Source organism: Streptomyces chattanoogensis, from assembly GCF_001294335.1.
Lineage (GTDB): Bacteria > Actinomycetota > Actinomycetes > Streptomycetales > Streptomycetaceae > Streptomyces > Streptomyces chattanoogensis.
In genome coordinates this window covers 1-15,850 of the sequence record NZ_LGKG01000191.1, presented here as the reverse complement: position 1 = coordinate 15,850, position 15,850 = coordinate 1, and the positions used below count along the sequence as shown (strand labels likewise).

The following is a 15,850-nucleotide window of genomic DNA, read 5'->3' as shown; positions in this document are numbered from 1 at the left end:
GTCAAGCTGCCCGCCGGTTCCCACATCGACGCCAGGGCGGCCAGCGCCGAACTCCGGACGGTCGGCCGCCTCGGCGACGTCGTCTTCGAAGGCGCGTACAGCCAGATCAAGGTGGACGAGGCCGCGAGCGTGCGCCTCACCGCGGTCGACGGCGACGTCGCGGTCGGCCGGCTGGGCGGGCCCGCGGAGATCAGCACCGCAAGGGGCGACATCCGGATCACCGAGGCCACGGGCGGCAAGGTCGTGCTCCGCACCCAGGCCGGCGACATCACCGTCGGCGCCGCCGCCGGCGTCTCGGCCGCCCTGGACGCCGACACTGCCTACGGCCGCATCAGCAACGCCCTCAAGAACAATGGCACCGCCGATCTCGACATCCGCGCCACCACCTCCCACGGCGACATCACCGCCCGCAGCCTCTGACCCGCTCCTCCAAAGGGCACGCAAAGGGCGCACCCCTCAGCACCCACCCGGTCATCCGGGCGAACGGGCAGCGCACGCCCTACGGCGGCAAGACCGTCTGAGGTGCCCCCACGATCACGGGCAGGTACAACCGGACCCTGACCGCCACGGGCCCACCGGTCCGAAATCGCGAACGCCATGGACGCCGCGCCGGGGAGGCATCCCGCACAGCAAACGCAGCACGGCCACCGCCCTGGACCCGCTCGCCCGCTCACGCCCATGCCCTCGGCGGCCGACACAACCTCATCGCCACCCTGGGCAGCCACACCCTCACCGCAACAACCACCCACGCAACACATAAGGAGCACAACCATGTCCCTCACCCTCACCGGACTGGATCGCCCGGAGCTGCAGAAGGCCATAGAGGAGATCGTCGATTCCGGTTTCGCCGGGATGCAACTGCGCGTGAACGATGAGCGGGGCGAGTGGGTCGGCAGCGCCGGGGTGCGCAAGCTGGGCGAGAGCGCCGAGCCGCCGACGAACGGGCACTTCCGGATAGGCAGCACCACCAAGACCTTCACCGCGACCGTGGTGCTGCAACTGGTGGCCGAAGGCAGGATCGGGCTGGACAGTCCGGCGGATGACTACCTGCCCAAGTTCGGGCTGGACCGGCGGATCACGGTGCGGATGCTGCTGCAGCACACCAGCGGTCTGTTCAACTACACCGGCGAGTACTACGACGACGGGACGGTCGCGCCGGGGATCCCCTGGCAGGGCCAGGAGTACGTGGACAACCAGTTCCACACCTACCAGCCGGAGGAGTTGGTACGGCTGGCGTTGTCCAAGCCGGCGCGGTTTGAGCCGGGGACGGACTGGAGCTACTCCAACACCAACTACGTACTGGCCAAGTTGCTGATTGAGGAGGTCACCGGCCGATCGTTGGCCGAGGAGATGCAGCGGCTGATCCTGCATCCGCTGGGACTGTCGGGCACCGTGGTGCCGGGCGCCTCACCGGAGATCCCTGCACCGCACGCTCACGGCTACTACCGGTACGAGCACGCCGGCCAGTGGAAGGTCGTCGACGTCACCCGCTTCAACGTCTCCTGGATCTCCGCCGCCGGCGACATGATCTCGACCACCGAGGATCTCCACACGTTCTTCTCTGCCCTGATGAGCGGCAAGCTCCTGCCGGACGCACTGCTGGCCGAGATGCGCACGCCGCACCCCAAACTCGGCTACGGCCTGGGGTTGTTCGTGGAGGAGACGGACGGCGGCACCCTCTTCCACCACAACGGCGGCTTTTTCGGTTGGGGGGCGCTGATGTACAGCACGCCCGACGGCAGTAAGACCCTGACCGCCTCGCTGACCATCGGTGACGCCGAGCTCGACTTCGCCGCCACGGCCGAGGCGTTCCAGAAGGCGCAGCAGAGGCTCATCAAGGAGGCATTCTGCAACGGGCAGGCCGAGCCGGCTCACGAGGCGGCCGCGTCCGCTCAGTAGACGGGGCCGAGCAGCGCGAACCGGACCACGCCAAGCTCGCTGAGCTCGGCGTGGCTGGTCCCCACGCGCGGGACGCCGGGCCGGATCTCACCGCGGCCGCGAAAGCTCGTTGCCGTTCCTCCACTGCCCCGGCACATCGCTTCGCGAAGGCAATCCGCCCTCTGTCGGCGACACCCACATGCCGTGGAACGGTCCGGTCCGGTCCGAGCATCACCGACAGCCTGCCGACGGCCTTCGAGGCACCCGGCACCGAGATCAGACGTCAGGACTACGGCGGCATGGCGGTGTGCCGGATCCGACTGGAAGCCGGGGTCAGATCGATGCGTGTCCACGGCCCGGACGGAGTGCACGACTTCCCATCGGGCGAGTCCTGCCACTGGACACCCGGCCACAGCCTCGAGGCACTCACAGAAGTCGAATACCTCGAGATCACCCCGGCGAAGGACTACGACGCGCTGATGAGCCACGTCCGGCGCGCAGCAGCCCAGCCATGCCTGCGTCATCGTGAGATGCCCTGCCGCCGTCGCCCCGTGGGTACGGCCAGGAGGGCACGCGTGAGCCACGTCACTTGCCGGGGGTGCATAGCGGGGCAGGGGCCAGTGTCTTTATTCAGGGTGTAGGGGCGTGTTGAGGTGAGGGGTGACGCTGATGGGGCAGTTGCGGGCCGATGAGTTCGACCGGTTCGTGGCGGCTCGGTGGTCGGCGTTGCTTCACCTGGCGCGGCTGTTCACCGGTGGAGACCGGCACCGGGCCGAGGATCTGCTGCAGGAATCGCTCGTCAAACTGTGGTTTGCCTGGCCGAAGGTGGCCAAGGAGGCGCCCGAGGCGTATGTGCGCAGGGTCCTGGCCCGCGCTGCGGCTCGCTCGGCACGGCGTCGCTGGTGGGGCGAGCACCCTGTGGACCAGTTGCCCGACCCGCCCGAGGTGGCAGACGAGACCGCTGCCGTGGACGAACAGACCCGGTTGGAGGCCGTGTTGGCGTTGCTTCCGGCGCGGCAGCGGGCTGCGGTGGTGCTGCGCTACTACCAGGACCTGCCCGAGCGGGATGTCGCGGAGGTGCTGGGCTGTCCGGTGGGTACCGCCCGTTCACTGACGACCCGCGGCGTTGCACGGCTGCGTCAGCTTCTGGCTGAGGCAGAGCCGGTGGAGTGAGGAGGGAGCTATGGATCACTTCGAGCAGGAGCTGGCGCGGATGATGCGCGACAGCCAGGAGGACACGCTCTATGAGGACCGGCACCGAGACCGACTGCACGCCGGCGTTCGCGCACGCCGGCGGGCCCGAGCGGCCTGGACAGCCACGGGATCCGTGCTGACCGTTGCCGGGCTCGGAGTCGGACTGATGGTCCTGCCGAGCTCCTTCGCCCAGGACGGCTCCACCGGACCTCAGCGCCGCCCCGGCACCCCCGCCGAGTCGGTCCCGATGCCGACGACACCCGGCCCCGTGCCCCGTGCCCCGAAGGCGCCGATGCCGACCTGCACGTCAATCTCCCGGCCGGTGCCGATGCCGTATCGCCCCTCGGTCCCCGGGCCTCCGATGCCCACCCGTACGGCATCCCCCAGGCCGGTGCCGATGCCGACCTGCGCCTCAACTACCGGTCCGGTTCCGCCGGCACAAACCTCGACCGCCAGGTAGCGCCCTGCCTGGCCGCGTTCAAGCGGTCCCGATGAGTGTGTACGGAAGCCCAGTGTCCGTGCACCTGGGCGAGAGGGAGACGGCGACTTCGCTTGCGTGCGCACCGCGCCCCTGGGCAGCCAAGTCGGCCACGGGGCCTGCCTCGGAACCGCCGTGCGGGCGAGCTCCGCGCAGTACAGCCGCTACGTATCCGTTGATCCTCAAGACCGTCGCCTCCCTGCCCTGAAAGTGCCGGGAGGCGCAGGAGGCACCGTGCTCACCGCGTTCGCCCGAGCGTTCAAGACGCCCGACCTGCGCAAGAAGCTGCTGTTCACATTGGGCGTCATCGTGCTCTACCGGATCGGGACGCATGTCCCGGTCCCCGGGGTGAACTACGCGAACGTCGAGTTCTGCACGGAGCGGACCCACGCCAACAGCGGGTTGTTCGGCCTGGTGAACATGTTCAGCGGTGGTGCGCTGCTGCAGATCACGGTCTTCGCGCTGGGGATCATGCCGTACATCACGGCGAGCATCATCCTCCAGCTGCTGACCGTCGTGATCCCGCGACTGGAGGCCCTGAAGAAAGAGGGGCAGACCGGCCAGGCGAAGATCACCCAGTACACCCGCTATCTGACCGTGGCGCTCGCCGCCCTGGAGGGCACCGCCCTGGTGGCCGCCGCCCGCGCCGGTTCGCTCTTCCAGGGCTGCACGCGCCAGATCGTGCCCGACGACTCGGTCTTCACCACCATCACCATGGTGATCACGATGACCGCCGGCACCTGCCTGACCATGTGGCTCGGTGAGCTGGTCACCGACCGCGGTATCGGCAACGGCATGTCGATCCTGATGTTCATCTCGATCGCCGCCCGCTTCCCGGGCGCGCTGTGGCAGGTCAAGCTCCAGGGCAAGCTCGCCGGCGGCTGGATCGAGTTCTTCGCGGTGATCCTGGTGGGCGTGGCGATGGTCGCCCTGGTGGTCTTCGTCGAGCAGGCGCAGCGGCGCATCCCGGTGCAGTACGCGAAGCGCATGATCGGGCGCCGGTCCTACGGCGGTACGTCGACTTACATCCCGCTCAAGGTGAATCAGGCGGGCGTGATTCCCGTCATCTTCGCGTCGTCGCTGCTCTCCATCCCGGCGCTCATCGCACGGTTCAGCGGGTCGAAGGCGCCATGGGCGGCCTGGATCGCCACCGTCTTCACCAAGGGAGACCACCCCGTCTACCTCGCCGTGTACGTCTTGTTGATCGTGTTCTTCGCCTTCTTCTACGTCGCCATCAGCTTCAACCCCGAAGAAGTCGCTGACAACATGAAGAAGCACGGTGGCTTCGTCCCGGGTATCCGGGCTGGTCGCCCGACGGCCGAGTACCTCGGCTACGTGCTCAACCGGATCACGTGGCCGGGCTCGCTGTATCTGGGGCTGATAGCGCTCGTACCCACAATGGAGTTGGTGCTGTTCCACGCGAACCAGAACTTCCCGTTCGGCGGGACGAGCATCCTCATCATCGTGAGTGTGGGCCTGGAGACCGTGAAGCAGATCGAGAGCCGGCTTCAGCAGCGCAACTACGAAGGATTCCTCCGCTGATGCGCATCGTCCTCGTCGCCGTCAGCTGCTCTGCCTCCTGGCCGCCAACCAGTACCTGCTCCCTCTGTCCCGTTCGTCAGCGTTCCTCACCCGGGCGCCCGGCCCCCTAGCCCTTCTTCTGTTTGTACAGTTCGAGGTCCCGGTTCACGAACAGGTGCACATAGCCGCAGTGCCAGCAGATCAGCCCGGTTGCCGACTCGTTTGCCCAGCTCAGGTTCATGAACTCCATGCCGGAGCTGTTGAGCTTCACCTCACGGTCCCTGAACAGATCGCCCTGACAGAAGTTGCACTTGATCCACACGCCGCCGAGAGCCGCGCGAACAGGTTTGGCCATTCCTCCACCTTTCCCAGGAGTCGCCGAAGTGGCGCACCCGTCTCGCACACACTCTGCGCGGCGAGCAGCATATGCACGTCCCCGGACCGGGCATGGGCACGGGTATGGGCACGGGTATGGGCATGTGAGGCGAGGCGGCTGCTGGGCAGGGCCGACGTGTGCCGGCCCTGCCCTCATCGCGTATCAGTGCGGGTGCGGCGCCGCACCCGGCCGGTCTGTTACGCGCCGGTGAGGCGCTTGACCCAGGTGACCGAGCTGCTGCTGCCGGGGGCCTGGATGAAGACCCGTGCGGGGATGGCTACGACATGTTCCTGGTTGGTGCTGGTGTCGAGGTCGCGGACGACGATGTAGCCGGTGTAGGTGGCGCCGTTGGCCCGGCCCTCCAGATAGCCCTTCTTGCCCTGCGGCACGTTGATCTCGACGTCCGACTCCCGGGTGTTCTGCACCTTGGTGGTCGAGGTGGAGCTGTAGCTGTAGGTGAAGCTGGCCTCGCCGCCGACCGATGCGCCGTCGCCGCTGATCGTGGGCGTGATCTTGCCGCCCACCTGCCAGCCCTCGGTCGTGCTCTGCTCGTCGGCGACGGACGCCGTGACCTTGTAGGTGAGCTTGCCCTCGCCGGTGAGGCCGTCGCTGGCGCCCCGCTGCGGGTACTTCTCGTCGACCTTCCCGACGAACATGCAGGGCGCCGCCTGTCCGTAATACGGGCTCTGCGGGTCCTTGTTGGTCATGTTGCAGTACTGCTCGGCGCTCTGCCCGCCGGACAGTGAGCTGTCCTTGGTGTTCTGGCGGATTTCGGTGCCGCTGGGCTTGGTCGCATCGGACCATCCGTCGGCCAGGTGCTTGGCGCTCTCCCGCAGCGGCGCCGAGTGCTTCTCGTCGGCCGCGTACTGCGTCGCCGCCGCCTGGGCGTCCTTGACGGCCTGTTCGGGGTCGTACTTGCCCTGCACGTCCGCCAGGGTGAACGCCTTGACGTTGCCGTCCTTGTCCTTGTCCACCCCGGCCGGATACCCCATGGAGGATTCCGCGGAGTTGACCGGATCCGTCTTCTCCATCGCGGCGAGGACGTCCTGGTCGGACTCGTAGGTGCCGTCGGCGACCTTCGCGGGCTGACCGTCGTCGGCGAAAGCGGGGGTCTGGGTGCCGATCAGGGATATGCCGGTGAGGAACGCGGTGGCGAGTGCCCCGGCCACCAGACTGCTCTTGCGCCGGCCCGGAGTGAGCTCGGTCTGCAGTTGCGTGGACACACGGTCTCCTATCAGTCGGGCATCGGCCGCTCGGGGCCGCGCCGATTCGTGGGGGGAGTGCGGCGCATCGGGTCCCCGCACCGGGTTCGTCGCACCTCGCCAGGGCGTGATCCCAGAGCGGGAAACGTCATGGTCTGTCGAGGTGGGGACGAAACACCGGAGTTGGCGTTCCGAAGGGGGGTGGCCGCGGCAAAAAATCTAGAAAGTTACTATTGCGTTCATCCGTAACGTTTGTAACGAATGTGACTCAGTCGCATCGTGCGCCGAACGTGTGGGCTGCGCCGCGTGCCGCGTTCAGCCCCCGGTGATACGGGCGTTGATCCGGCGTCACTTCGGGCATCTGCGCACGCCCGCTCAGCGGATGCCTCGGACCCGTCGCCCGCCCGCCAGCGCAGCGATGCTCAGGGCGGAGACGGCCGTCAGGTAGTAGCCCGGTGAGACCTGGGAGCCGGTCGCCGTGACCAGTGCCGCGGCGATCGTGGGGGTGAAGCCGCCGAAGAGGGCGACCGTGGTGTTGTAGCTGAACGCGAGCCCGGTCGCGCGGGCCTGCACCGGGAAGGCGTCGGACATCACCGAGGGCAGCGCTCCGAAGTACGTCGCCTTCAGGAGGCCGAGGGCCGTCATGCACAGCGCGAGTACCGGGAAGGACGGTGCCCTGGTGAGCCAGATGAACAGCGGGACGGCGCTCAGGCCGATGAGGGCTGCGGCGGGGACCATGATCCGCAGCCGGCCGAAGCGGTCGGCGAGCAGGCCCACGACCGGAGTCCCGAAGGTGAGGATGACGCCGGTGATGAGCAGGGCGGTGAACGACAGCGAGTCGTCCAGGCCGAGTTCCTTGATCGCGAAGGTGGGCAGGTACTGCAGGGTGTAGTTGAGTGCGGTGGAGACCATCAGGGCCCCGCCGGCGACCAGGAGGCCGCCCCAGTGGCGGCGGAACACCGAGCGGATCGGCGACGGCGTCTCCCCGCGCTCCGGCACCGCCGGCAGCTGCGCCATCGCGGGCGACTCCTCGACGCAGCGGCGTATGACATAGCCGGCCGGGCCGACCAGGAGGCCGAAGACGAACGGCACCCGCCAGCCCCAGGCCGTCATCTGGGCATCGGACAGCGTCGCGGTCAGACCCGTGGCGAATGCGGAGGCCAGCACGGTGGCGAGTCCCTGGCTGGCGAACTGGAAGCTGCCGAAGAAGCTCTTGCGCCGGTTGTCCTGCTCGACCAGGAAGGAGGTGGCGGCGCCGAATTCGCCACCGGCCGCGAAGCCCTGGACCAGCCGGGCGAGCACTATGCCCAGCGGCGCGCAGAACCCCAGCGTGGCGTAGCCGGGCATGAACGCCATCAGCGCGGTGCCGAGCACCATCAGCCGGATCGACAGCATCAGCGACTTCTTGCGCCCCTGCCGGTCGGCGTACGAGCCGAGCAGCAGGCCGCCGACCGGGCGGACCAGATAGGTGATGCCGAACACGGCGTAGGTCTGGATGAGTTGTATGCCGGGGTTGTCGTCGGGGAAGAAGGCTCTGCCGATGTACGTCGCCATCAGCGCGTACAGGGCGAGGTCGAAGAACTCGAGGGCGTTGCCGATGGTCGCCGCCGCTATCGCGCGCCGGGCGGACGCTGGTCTCGGGGGCGCGGCCGGGGACGTCCCCGGCCGGACGGGTTGAGGGGAGGCTTCGGTCATCGCGGGTCCTTCCGGCAGGCGCCGGGCCGACGGTCGTCAGGCCGAGCGGGGGACGGGGAGCGGGAGGTGGGCCGGGGCCTGGCCGAGGGCATGGAAGAGCGTGGCGGCCAGCACGATGCCCTCGCGGGCGATCGTGCCGAGCAGGTGCTCGTCGGGTGCGTGCTGCAGACAGCCGGGGTAGGAGTGCGGCAGCCACAGGGCGGGCAGGCCGAGGATGTCGGTGAAGACGTGGTGGGGCAGTGAGCCGCCGATGTTGGGCAGGACGGCGACGGGCCGGTCGGTGACCTGCTCCAGCGCCGTCCTGGCCCAGTCGACCCACGGGTCGTCGAGCGGCGTTCGGCCGGCGGGAAAGCTGCGGTGGACGGTGACCTCGACCATCGGGTACCCGTGGGCGGCCAGGTGCTCGGCGATGGCCTCCCGCACGCGGCTCACCTCGGTGCCGGCGACGTACCGCAGCTGCAGGGCGGCGCGTGCCCGTCCGGGGATCGCGTTGACCGGGTGGTCGATGTCGGCCGAGCCGAGCGAGAGGACCTCAAGGGTGTTCCAGCCGTAGAGCCGCTCGGCGGGGGTCAGGCCGGGCTCGCCCCACCCCTCGTCGGGGACCGGGTCGCCGGGACTTCCCCCGACCGCGACACCGGTGAGCGCCTCCCGCACCTGGTCCGGGAGGCCGGGCGGCCGCAGTGCGGGGACCTGGATACGGCCGTGCCCGTCGACGAGGCTCGCGAGGGCACCGGCCAGGGTGGTGGCGGGGTTGCGCAGCAGGCCGCCCCAGTTGCCGGAGTGGTACGCGTCCGGCCGCAGATCGACGTCGAGCAGGAGCCTGACGCCGCCGCGCGCCCCGAGGAAGAGCGTCGGCGTCGCCGCGTCCAGGCGCGGCCCGTCCGAGGCGATCAGCACGTCGGCCCGCAGCTCCTCGCGGTGCGCGGCGGCGAAGGCGGCCAGGCCCGGCGAGCCGATCTCCTCACCGGTCTCGAACAGAAAGGTCAGGTTGAAACCGAGTGACCCCTGCTCGGCCAGCAGCAGCCGCAGCGCCGCGAGGTTGACCAGGTGCTGCCCCTTGTTGTCGGCCGCCCCGCGGCCGTACCAGCGGTCGCCGTCGGCGGTCAGGGTCCACGGGTCGCGGCCGTTGCTCCACTGCCCGGCATGGCCGTCCACCACGTCGGCGTGGCCGTAGCACAGCAGCGTCGGGAGCTTGGGGGACTCCACCCGCGTGCCGACGAGGAACGGGCCGCCCGAGGGGTCCGGGTTGGCGTACTCGGCGACGGAGCAGCCGAGTTGGGTCAGCGCGGGCACGAGGATCTCATCCAGGTATGCCTTAACGGCAAGGTAACTGTGCGGGCGGGTGCTCTCCGTCGGATACGCGACCATGGCGCTCAGCTCGGCGAAGAAGGCGCCCGAGTCGACGTACTCCTCGGCCCGCTGGACCAGATTTTCGGGGATCACTGGCGATTACTCCTGAGCGTGGCGCTGGTACGGGGGTACGGCGGGTGCCGTGTTGCCCGGGCGGTTGGCTCAGCAGCGTAGGGGCGCCTCCCCGCCCTGACTATTGCCGTTTGTGCTGCGTGGCGTTCTCATTTCGGCAAACCTATGTGCGCGTCAGATGGCGCGCCGCCCAGCCCTGCGGAGGTCCGATGCAGCTCATGCCGGTGAGCCTGGCGTACTTTCTCGAAGTCGCCCGCACGGGGGCGGTGAGTGAGGCCGCACAGAACCTGCGGGTCGCCCCGTCGGCGATCAGCCGGCAGATCGCCAAGCTCGAATCCGGGGTCGGCGTCCCACTGTTCGTCCGGCATCCGCGCGGAATGACCCTGACCGACGCCGGATCGCGTCTGCTGGCCCATGCCCGCCGCAGCGAGGCCGAGTCCGCCGCGCTCCTGACCGAACTGCGCACGGGCAGCGGCGCGGACGCCCGCAACGTCACCGTGGCCTGCTCGGAAGGGTTCGCGCGCCGCCTCGTCCCGCGCGCGATGGCCGCCTTCCGGCGCGACCACCCGGATGTGACGTTCCAGCTCGACCGCGTCCCCCACCAGGAGGCGACCCGCAGGGTGGCCGAGGGCATCGCCGACATCGCCGTCACCTATGCGATGGGCCCGCAGCACGACGTACGGGTGGAGTGCTCCGTCCAGGTACCGATGGCCGCCATCGTCCCGCCCCGGCACCCGCTCGCCGGCCGGGAACGGGTCAGCCTGGCCGAACTGTGCGAGCACCCCCTCGCCCTGCCCCCGGCCGGAACCACCCACCGCGACCTCTTCGACACCGGCGTGCAGCTGGAGAACCTGACCGTCCGGCCGGCCCTGGTCTGCGACGCCCTGACGCCGAAGTACGAGTTCGTCCGCTCCGGCGGCGGCATCGCGCTCGTCGGCGAGCTGGGCAGCGTGGGCGACCGGCACCCGGACCCGGTCGCCGAGGGCGTCGTCTACGTACCGCTCGACCACCCGGTCTTCCGCCACCGCGAAGCCCAGGTGCAGACGATGCTCGGCCGTCGGCTCTCCTGGGCGGCCACACAGTTCACCGGATTGCTGGTCTCACTGCTGTGCCCGGCAGGGCCGGTGGCATGACCAGGGCCGGTGTGATGGCCGTGCCGGGACGGCGGCCGGCATCACCTTGAGGGCCCCCTTCTTCGGGTGCCTGCTCTGGTTCCTCGTCGGCCGCCGCAACGACCGGCGCCGGCCAGGTGTTGCCTGACTCCGGGCCGACGGTGCCTGTTGATCGATTCCGGTCACCCGCTCCCCCAGGCCACGGGTCGCCCGCCCGTCACGCGCGGCTGCCGTCGTCCTTCGCGAGGGTCTCGAATGCCGCGCACAGGAGCCCGACGCTTCGCCGGAACTTCTCCTCCTGGCTCAGCCGGGGCATCTGCTCCATGACGAGCGGGAACCGCGCGCGCAGGTCGGCGTAGGTCTCCGCGGTGACGGCCGGCGCCTGAGGCCCGGCCTGCTCCTGGAGCAAGAAGCCCGTGACATGACTCAGGAGGGTGTCGGCCGCGATGCCGCAGTGCTCGGCGGGGACGCCGGCGTCGAGAAGGGTCTCGAGGAGGCGTTCCATCAGGGACAGGCTGCCGGTGCTCAGCATTCCGGGACTGTCGGCCAGCAGGAGTGCGCCGCCCGGGTGCTGCAGGATGCTGCGGCGCAGTTCCGCGGCCTGCACCTCGATCCTTTCCCGCCATGCCGCTTCGGGCGGGAGGGCGGCGAGGGCGGCGCCGGCGGCGGCGTACGCATGCCGGCAGACGCGGTCGGCCATCAGCGTCAGCAGTACGTCCTTGCTGCGCACGTGGTAGTAGAGGCTGCCCGCGTGGACGCCGAGCCGCTCGGCCACCTGGCGCATGGACAGGCCGTGGTATCCGGTCTCGGCGAACGTGGCCATGCCTGCGTCGACGATCCGCTCCTCGGTGAGCTTCATGGGTCCACCGTAGCAACTTTTCAAACACTGTTTGAAAAGTTGTGCTAACGTCACCGCCGAACGGTTTCGAACAGTGTTGGAAGGGTTCGGGGGACATGGACGGACTGCTGTTCAACGCGACCACGGCCGCGTTGATGGTGATGATGATCAATAGCGGGCTGGGCGCGGCGGGACGCGACTCGCTGCGCGGACGGCCCGTCCCGTGGGTCGCGGTGGGCCTGACCGTCCTGGCGGTGGCCGGTGTCGCCCTCCAGCTGTGCTGGGCGGGGGCGATGTCCGCACTCGACGACGACCCCTCCAAGAGCGGCTGGTGGCGGGTGCTCACCTCGGTCTTCCTGCAGAACGGCGGCGTCGCCGGCGCGATCTGGAACATCGCCACCCTCGCCTTCGTGGCGGCGCTCGCGCAGTGGCTGTGGGGCGGTCCGCTGACGGCCTTCCTCTTCGCCGCCGGCATCCTCCTGCCGGAGCGGATCGACGCCCTGCTCGGTCTCGGCGGCGGCCCCAGCGCCGACCCCCGTAACTTCGCGGGCAGTTCCGGCGCCACCTACTTCCTGGGGGCGACCCTCGCCGCCGCCCTCCTGACGCGCAGCCGGATCAGGAAGCAGCAGGCCCTCGCGGTCGGCGTCCCGGCGCTCGGGCTGCTGATGTGGTGCGCGCAGGACAACGGCCACGGCCTCGTCGCCGTGTACGGGTTCGCGCTCGGCATCCTCGTCCGGGCGGTACTGCGCCTGCTGCCGGGGTCGGGGACGCCGGTCGCCGCGGCGGAGACCCGTTCCCGCGGCGCCCGCCAGGCGAAGCGCTCGTCCGCCGAGTGAATCGCCGGGCACATCGGCCCGCCGCCTTCCTTCGCTCGTCACGCACCACTCAGCGCGTCGGTGAGCAGGGTGCGCATCCGTGCGACGAGCGGGTTGGCGTCGTCGGCCCGCCAGACCAGGTGCAGGGTGGTCGAGGTGTCGGCCAGGGGCCGGGGGGTCACGCCGATGCGGCGCAGCGCACGGTGCGAATCGGCGAGCACCGCGGCGCCGAACTTGGCGGCGACCAGGGCCAGTAGCGTCTGCACGCTGCGACCCTCGGCGCTGATCTTCGGTACGACTCCGGCGCTGTGACAGAGCGCGATGATCTCGTCGTAGGAGTGAGGAGAGACGTCCCGGGGCCAGATGACCAGGGGGATCCGGCCCAGAGCCGCGAGCGGGGCGGGTTCGGAGGGATAGGCCAGCGGATGGCCGGCGGGCAGGAAGAGAGTCAGCGGCTCCCGCCACCAGACCTGGGTGGACAGCCGGGCATCGCGGATCGGGAGGCGCTGGACCGCGAGGTCGAAACGGCCCTCCAGTACCCCCGTCGACATCTCGGCGTCGTTGAAACTCTCCGCCAGCTGCAGGTCCACCCGGGGCAGTTCACGTCGCACCCGGCTCAGTGCGCCACCGAGCGGACCGTTGATACCCGAACCGGCGAAGGTCACGGTCAGCCGTCCGGTCATGCCCTGTGCGGCCAGGCGTACGTCCTCCAGCGCGGCATCCGCCTCGGCGAGCAGGGTGACCGCACGCCGCACCAGGACCTCTCCGGCCGGCGTCGGCGTCAGACCACGCCCCTCCCTGGCGAACAGCCTGGTGCCAAACTGCCGTTCCATCTCGCGCAGTTGGCGGCTGAGCGTGGGCTGCGTCAGATGCAGCCGCCGCGCCGCGCCGCTGATGCTGCCCTCTTCCGCGATCGCGACCGCATAACCGAGTAGCCGCAGCTCCATCCATACCTCCCAGGCATGGGAACTATAGCCAGTGATGCCTGCAGAGCAGATCCGGACGCCTCTCGGGCCAGGCTGAAGACATCGCACCGGGCGGCCCGGGGCACATATCCGACTGAGGAGAAACGATGAACCGCGAAGAGCGCTACGAGTACGGCATGAAGGTGCTGGAGCAGGTCGACGGCGAAGCGGGGCAGCGGATCGTCGACTCCCTCGCCGACACCTCACCGGAGCTGGGCCACCAGGTGGTGGCCTGGGCCTTCGGCGACATGTACGCCCGCCCCGAGCTGCCACCGCGTGACCGGCAGCTGGTCACCCTGGGTGTGCTCGCGGCGCTCGGCGGCTGCGAGATCGAGCTCGACGTGCACATCAACGCCGCGCTCAACGTCGGCCTGACCGCTACCGAGATCGCCGAGGCGCTGCTGCACTCGGCCGTCTACTGCGGTATGCCGCGTTCGATCAACGCCACGCTCGTGGCCAAGAAGGTCTTCGCCGAGCGCGGCCTGCTCCCCCTCACCAACCTCGGATGACCGTGGCACCCAAGGCCTCTTTCCGAAACGGAAAGACTCGACTTGCCATGATGGAAACACATCGCTACTCTTTCCGTCATGGAAACTTACGGGGATGTCATCCGTCCGACCCCTCAGCAGGCCCGCGCCGCACTGGCCGACATCGATCAGGTCAGGGCGTCCGCCGCTGCCACCTCCGCCACGCCCTGGCCCCATTGGTTCGCCACCGCGCTGACGCTGTACATCGCTGCCGTACCGCCTGTCTGCGGAGGCATGCTGGCCGCTCCTCAGTGGCTGCTTCCCCGCCTCGCCTGGGGCGCCGTCATGGTGGCGATGACCGCGGTGTACCTGGTGCTGTTCGGCGTCGCGGCCGCGCGGTGGCGCAGGAAGACCGGTGTGGCGCTGCGCCTGGATGTGCTGCCCAGGCGCGCCACCTTGCCGCTCGCGATCGGGCTGCCCGTCCTGCTGATGGGTCCGGCATTCGCCTTCCGTGCCGGCCGGGAGCCGCTGTGGCTGTTCGCCGCCTCCGCCGTCGGCGTCGCGGTCTCGATCGCCTTCCACCTCGCCTTCCTTCGCCTGCACCGGAAAGCCTCGTGAGCGGCGCTGCCACCGACCCCATGGAGGGCTTCAACGCCACCATCCACGCACCCGTCCGACTGCGTATCTGCGCGCTGCTCGACACCGCCGGCGAAGCCGAGTTCGCCCTGGTCCAGCGGCAGCTCGAGCTCTCCGCCTCCGTGCTGAGCAAGCACGTTGCGGTGCTGATGGAGGCGGGCTTCGTCGAGCAGCGCAAGGCCGTGCGCAACACCCGCCAACGCGTCTGGCTGCGCCTGACCGCACACGGACGCGAGGCGTACCAGGCGCATCTCGCCGCCCTGCGCGCCATCGTGGGGCCCGCGGCCCCCTGACACCCGCGCGGATCGGGTCACCCTCGTCCTACGCAGAGCCGTCGCCGCCCCCTGCGGCGACGGCTCTGCGGCGTCCGTGAGCAGGGCTGGTGCTGCAGCGGTTTGTTAGTGAGGCGTTATCGGTGCGCTAGCGATCTCCGTGAGAGTCGTGTCCGTTCAAGGGCGTTGGTTGAGGGTCGCTGCGGCGTTCAGCTTTCTGCCCCGCCCACAGAGACGGGGAGCACGGCATGCAGAAGGTGACGCCGGACGGCGACGGTCGCGCCGGAAAGGCTGCGAAGACGGGAAAGCGGGAAGGGCTGCGGCCGCCGCGTAGCTCGCCGCGGAGTTCCGGGCCCCTCAAGCCCCTTCGATAGCTTCCCCTTCTCGGGGTCGACGCGGAATCTCCGTATCCGCTCCCCCCTCTCTCTTCCGGGCGTCCCGCTTTCCTTCCTCCGGGCGTCCCGCTCACCAGAACCTCGAACGAATGCGATGGGACCGTTATGCGTGGTCTTCTCCTGGGACGGTGCGGGCGAGGTGGGCAACGGCCTCTTCCCGCGGTTCCGCAAGCTCGCCGAGGACCACCACGCCTCGATGACCTTCTTCCTTTCCGGGCTGTATCTGCTGCCCGAGTCGAAGAAGCGCCTGTACCGGCCGCCGAACAACCTCGTCGGCGCCTCCGACATCCCGTACCTCAGCGATGACCACATCAAGGAGACGCTGAAGAACGTACGCGCGGCCTGGCTGGAGCGTCACCAAGTGGCGGACCAACACCGGCTTCACCGACCTCGAACCACTGCCGTTCGACTACCGCAAGGAGCTGGTCGGCGGCCGTACGCCGTGCCTGCTCGGCCAGGAGAACCTGCTGCCCACGGCGCGCAAACGCGGCTGGCGGTACGACGCCAGTTCGCCCGGCGGCCTCCAGGTCTGGCCCACCAAGAAGCAGGGCCTGTGGGACTTCCCGCTCCAGTCCATACCGTTC

The 15,850-nt window shown here is 69.5% G+C and carries 16 protein-coding genes and 1 pseudogene; 10 read left to right on the top strand and 7 right to left on the bottom strand.

Annotated elements, in window-relative coordinates; translation table 11 throughout:
- The 3 genes from ADL29_RS36155 to ADL29_RS36145 all read left to right on the top strand — a co-directional run.
- Positions 1–420 (top strand): DUF4097 family beta strand repeat-containing protein (locus ADL29_RS36155; protein WP_157878665.1); only part of this gene is annotated, 420 nt, incomplete at its 5' end.
- 351 nt (positions 421–771) lie between these two features.
- Complete coding sequence (locus tag ADL29_RS36150) at positions 772–1,899, top strand: serine hydrolase domain-containing protein (RefSeq protein WP_053927748.1); 1,128 nt, start codon at positions 772–774, stop codon at positions 1,897–1,899.
- Between the two features lie 648 nt (positions 1,900–2,547).
- A complete protein-coding gene (locus ADL29_RS36145; protein WP_053927750.1) occupies positions 2,548–3,051 on the top strand; it encodes a SigE family RNA polymerase sigma factor in 504 nt (167 codons plus the stop codon).
- Between the two features lie 231 nt (positions 3,052–3,282).
- Here ADL29_RS36145 and ADL29_RS44745 read toward each other — a convergent pair whose 3' ends face one another.
- Positions 3,283–3,441 carry a hypothetical protein gene (locus tag ADL29_RS44745; protein ID WP_211274457.1) on the bottom strand — a complete coding sequence of 53 codons (159 nt, stop codon included), beginning with the start codon at positions 3,439–3,441 and terminating at the stop codon, positions 3,283–3,285.
- Positions 3,442–3,784: 343 nt separating this feature from the next.
- Here ADL29_RS44745 and secY point away from each other — a divergent pair, with 343 nt between their 5' ends.
- Positions 3,785–5,092, top strand: a complete 1,308-nt coding sequence (secY, locus tag ADL29_RS36140) for a preprotein translocase subunit SecY (protein ID WP_053927747.1) — start codon at positions 3,785–3,787, stop codon at positions 5,090–5,092.
- 106 nt (positions 5,093–5,198) lie between these two features.
- Here secY and ADL29_RS36135 read toward each other — a convergent pair whose 3' ends face one another.
- From ADL29_RS36135 to ADL29_RS36120, 4 genes are all read right to left on the bottom strand, one after another.
- Complete coding sequence (locus tag ADL29_RS36135; RefSeq protein WP_046927215.1) at positions 5,199–5,426, bottom strand: hypothetical protein; 228 nt, start codon at positions 5,424–5,426, stop codon at positions 5,199–5,201.
- Between the two features lie 218 nt (positions 5,427–5,644).
- A complete protein-coding gene (locus ADL29_RS36130) occupies positions 5,645–6,670 on the bottom strand; it encodes a hypothetical protein (RefSeq protein ID WP_053927746.1) in 1,026 nt (341 codons plus the stop codon).
- A gap of 354 nt (positions 6,671–7,024) precedes the next feature.
- A complete protein-coding gene (locus ADL29_RS36125; RefSeq protein WP_053927745.1) occupies positions 7,025–8,344 on the bottom strand; it encodes an MFS transporter in 1,320 nt (439 codons plus the stop codon).
- A gap of 36 nt (positions 8,345–8,380) precedes the next feature.
- On the bottom strand, positions 8,381–9,787 hold the full coding sequence (locus ADL29_RS36120) for a M20 family metallopeptidase (protein ID WP_053927744.1): 1,407 nt from the start codon (positions 9,785–9,787) through the stop codon (positions 8,381–8,383).
- A 188-nt stretch (positions 9,788–9,975) separates the two neighbouring features.
- On the opposite strand from ADL29_RS36120, the gene ADL29_RS36115 reads away from it, so the two are divergent.
- A complete protein-coding gene (locus ADL29_RS36115) occupies positions 9,976–10,899 on the top strand; it encodes a LysR family transcriptional regulator (protein ID WP_053927743.1) in 924 nt (307 codons plus the stop codon).
- Between the two features lie 196 nt (positions 10,900–11,095).
- Here ADL29_RS36115 and ADL29_RS36110 read toward each other — a convergent pair whose 3' ends face one another.
- On the bottom strand, positions 11,096–11,737 hold the full coding sequence (locus ADL29_RS36110) for a TetR/AcrR family transcriptional regulator (RefSeq protein WP_053927742.1): 642 nt from the start codon (positions 11,735–11,737) through the stop codon (positions 11,096–11,098).
- Positions 11,738–11,832: 95 nt separating this feature from the next.
- Here ADL29_RS36110 and ADL29_RS36105 point away from each other — a divergent pair, with 95 nt between their 5' ends.
- Positions 11,833–12,552 carry a hypothetical protein gene (locus ADL29_RS36105; protein ID WP_053927741.1) on the top strand — a complete coding sequence of 240 codons (720 nt, stop codon included), beginning with the start codon at positions 11,833–11,835 and terminating at the stop codon, positions 12,550–12,552.
- A gap of 38 nt (positions 12,553–12,590) precedes the next feature.
- Here ADL29_RS36105 and ADL29_RS36100 read toward each other — a convergent pair whose 3' ends face one another.
- Positions 12,591–13,478, bottom strand: coding sequence for a LysR family transcriptional regulator (locus ADL29_RS36100; protein WP_053927740.1), 888 nt, complete (start codon positions 13,476–13,478; stop codon positions 12,591–12,593).
- Positions 13,479–13,603: 125 nt separating this feature from the next.
- Between ADL29_RS36100 and ADL29_RS36095 the strand changes: the two genes are divergently transcribed.
- The 4 genes and pseudogenes from ADL29_RS36095 to ADL29_RS42140 form a co-directional block, all read left to right on the top strand.
- Complete coding sequence (locus ADL29_RS36095; RefSeq protein ID WP_053927739.1) at positions 13,604–14,005, top strand: carboxymuconolactone decarboxylase family protein; 402 nt, start codon at positions 13,604–13,606, stop codon at positions 14,003–14,005.
- 78 nt (positions 14,006–14,083) lie between these two features.
- Positions 14,084–14,581 (top strand): hypothetical protein, encoded by a 498-nt coding sequence (locus tag ADL29_RS36090; RefSeq protein ID WP_053927738.1) that lies wholly within the window; start codon positions 14,084–14,086, stop codon positions 14,579–14,581.
- On the top strand, positions 14,578–14,892 hold the full coding sequence (locus tag ADL29_RS36085) for a transcriptional regulator (RefSeq protein WP_425424307.1): 315 nt from the start codon (positions 14,578–14,580) through the stop codon (positions 14,890–14,892). The genes ADL29_RS36090 and ADL29_RS36085 overlap by 4 nt, the downstream gene beginning before the upstream one ends.
- Positions 14,893–15,162: 270 nt before the next feature.
- A pseudogene (locus ADL29_RS42140) lies at positions 15,163–15,850 on the top strand (polysaccharide deacetylase family protein); the annotation flags it as partial.

Excerpts from the sequence above, each read along its gene's own strand:
- ADL29_RS36115 (WP_053927743.1), top strand. The coding sequence starts at position 9,976 with ATGCAGCTCATGCCGGTGAGCCTGGCGTACTTTCTCGAAGTCGCCCGC.
- ADL29_RS36125 (WP_053927745.1), bottom strand. The coding sequence starts at position 8,344 with ATGACCGAAGCCTCCCCTCAACCCGTCCGGCCGGGGACGTCCCCGGCC.
- ADL29_RS36090 (WP_053927738.1), top strand. The coding sequence starts at position 14,084 with ATGGAAACTTACGGGGATGTCATCCGTCCGACCCCTCAGCAGGCCCGC.
- ADL29_RS36100 (WP_053927740.1), bottom strand. The coding sequence starts at position 13,478 with ATGGAGCTGCGGCTACTCGGTTATGCGGTCGCGATCGCGGAAGAGGGC.
- ADL29_RS36110 (WP_053927742.1), bottom strand. The coding sequence starts at position 11,737 with ATGAAGCTCACCGAGGAGCGGATCGTCGACGCAGGCATGGCCACGTTC.
- ADL29_RS36145 (WP_053927750.1), top strand. The coding sequence starts at position 2,548 with ATGGGGCAGTTGCGGGCCGATGAGTTCGACCGGTTCGTGGCGGCTCGG.
- ADL29_RS36095 (WP_053927739.1), top strand. The coding sequence starts at position 13,604 with ATGAACCGCGAAGAGCGCTACGAGTACGGCATGAAGGTGCTGGAGCAG.
- ADL29_RS36150 (WP_053927748.1), top strand. The coding sequence starts at position 772 with ATGTCCCTCACCCTCACCGGACTGGATCGCCCGGAGCTGCAGAAGGCC.
- ADL29_RS36135 (WP_046927215.1), bottom strand. The coding sequence starts at position 5,426 with ATGGCCAAACCTGTTCGCGCGGCTCTCGGCGGCGTGTGGATCAAGTGC.
- ADL29_RS36105 (WP_053927741.1), top strand. The coding sequence starts at position 11,833 with ATGGACGGACTGCTGTTCAACGCGACCACGGCCGCGTTGATGGTGATG.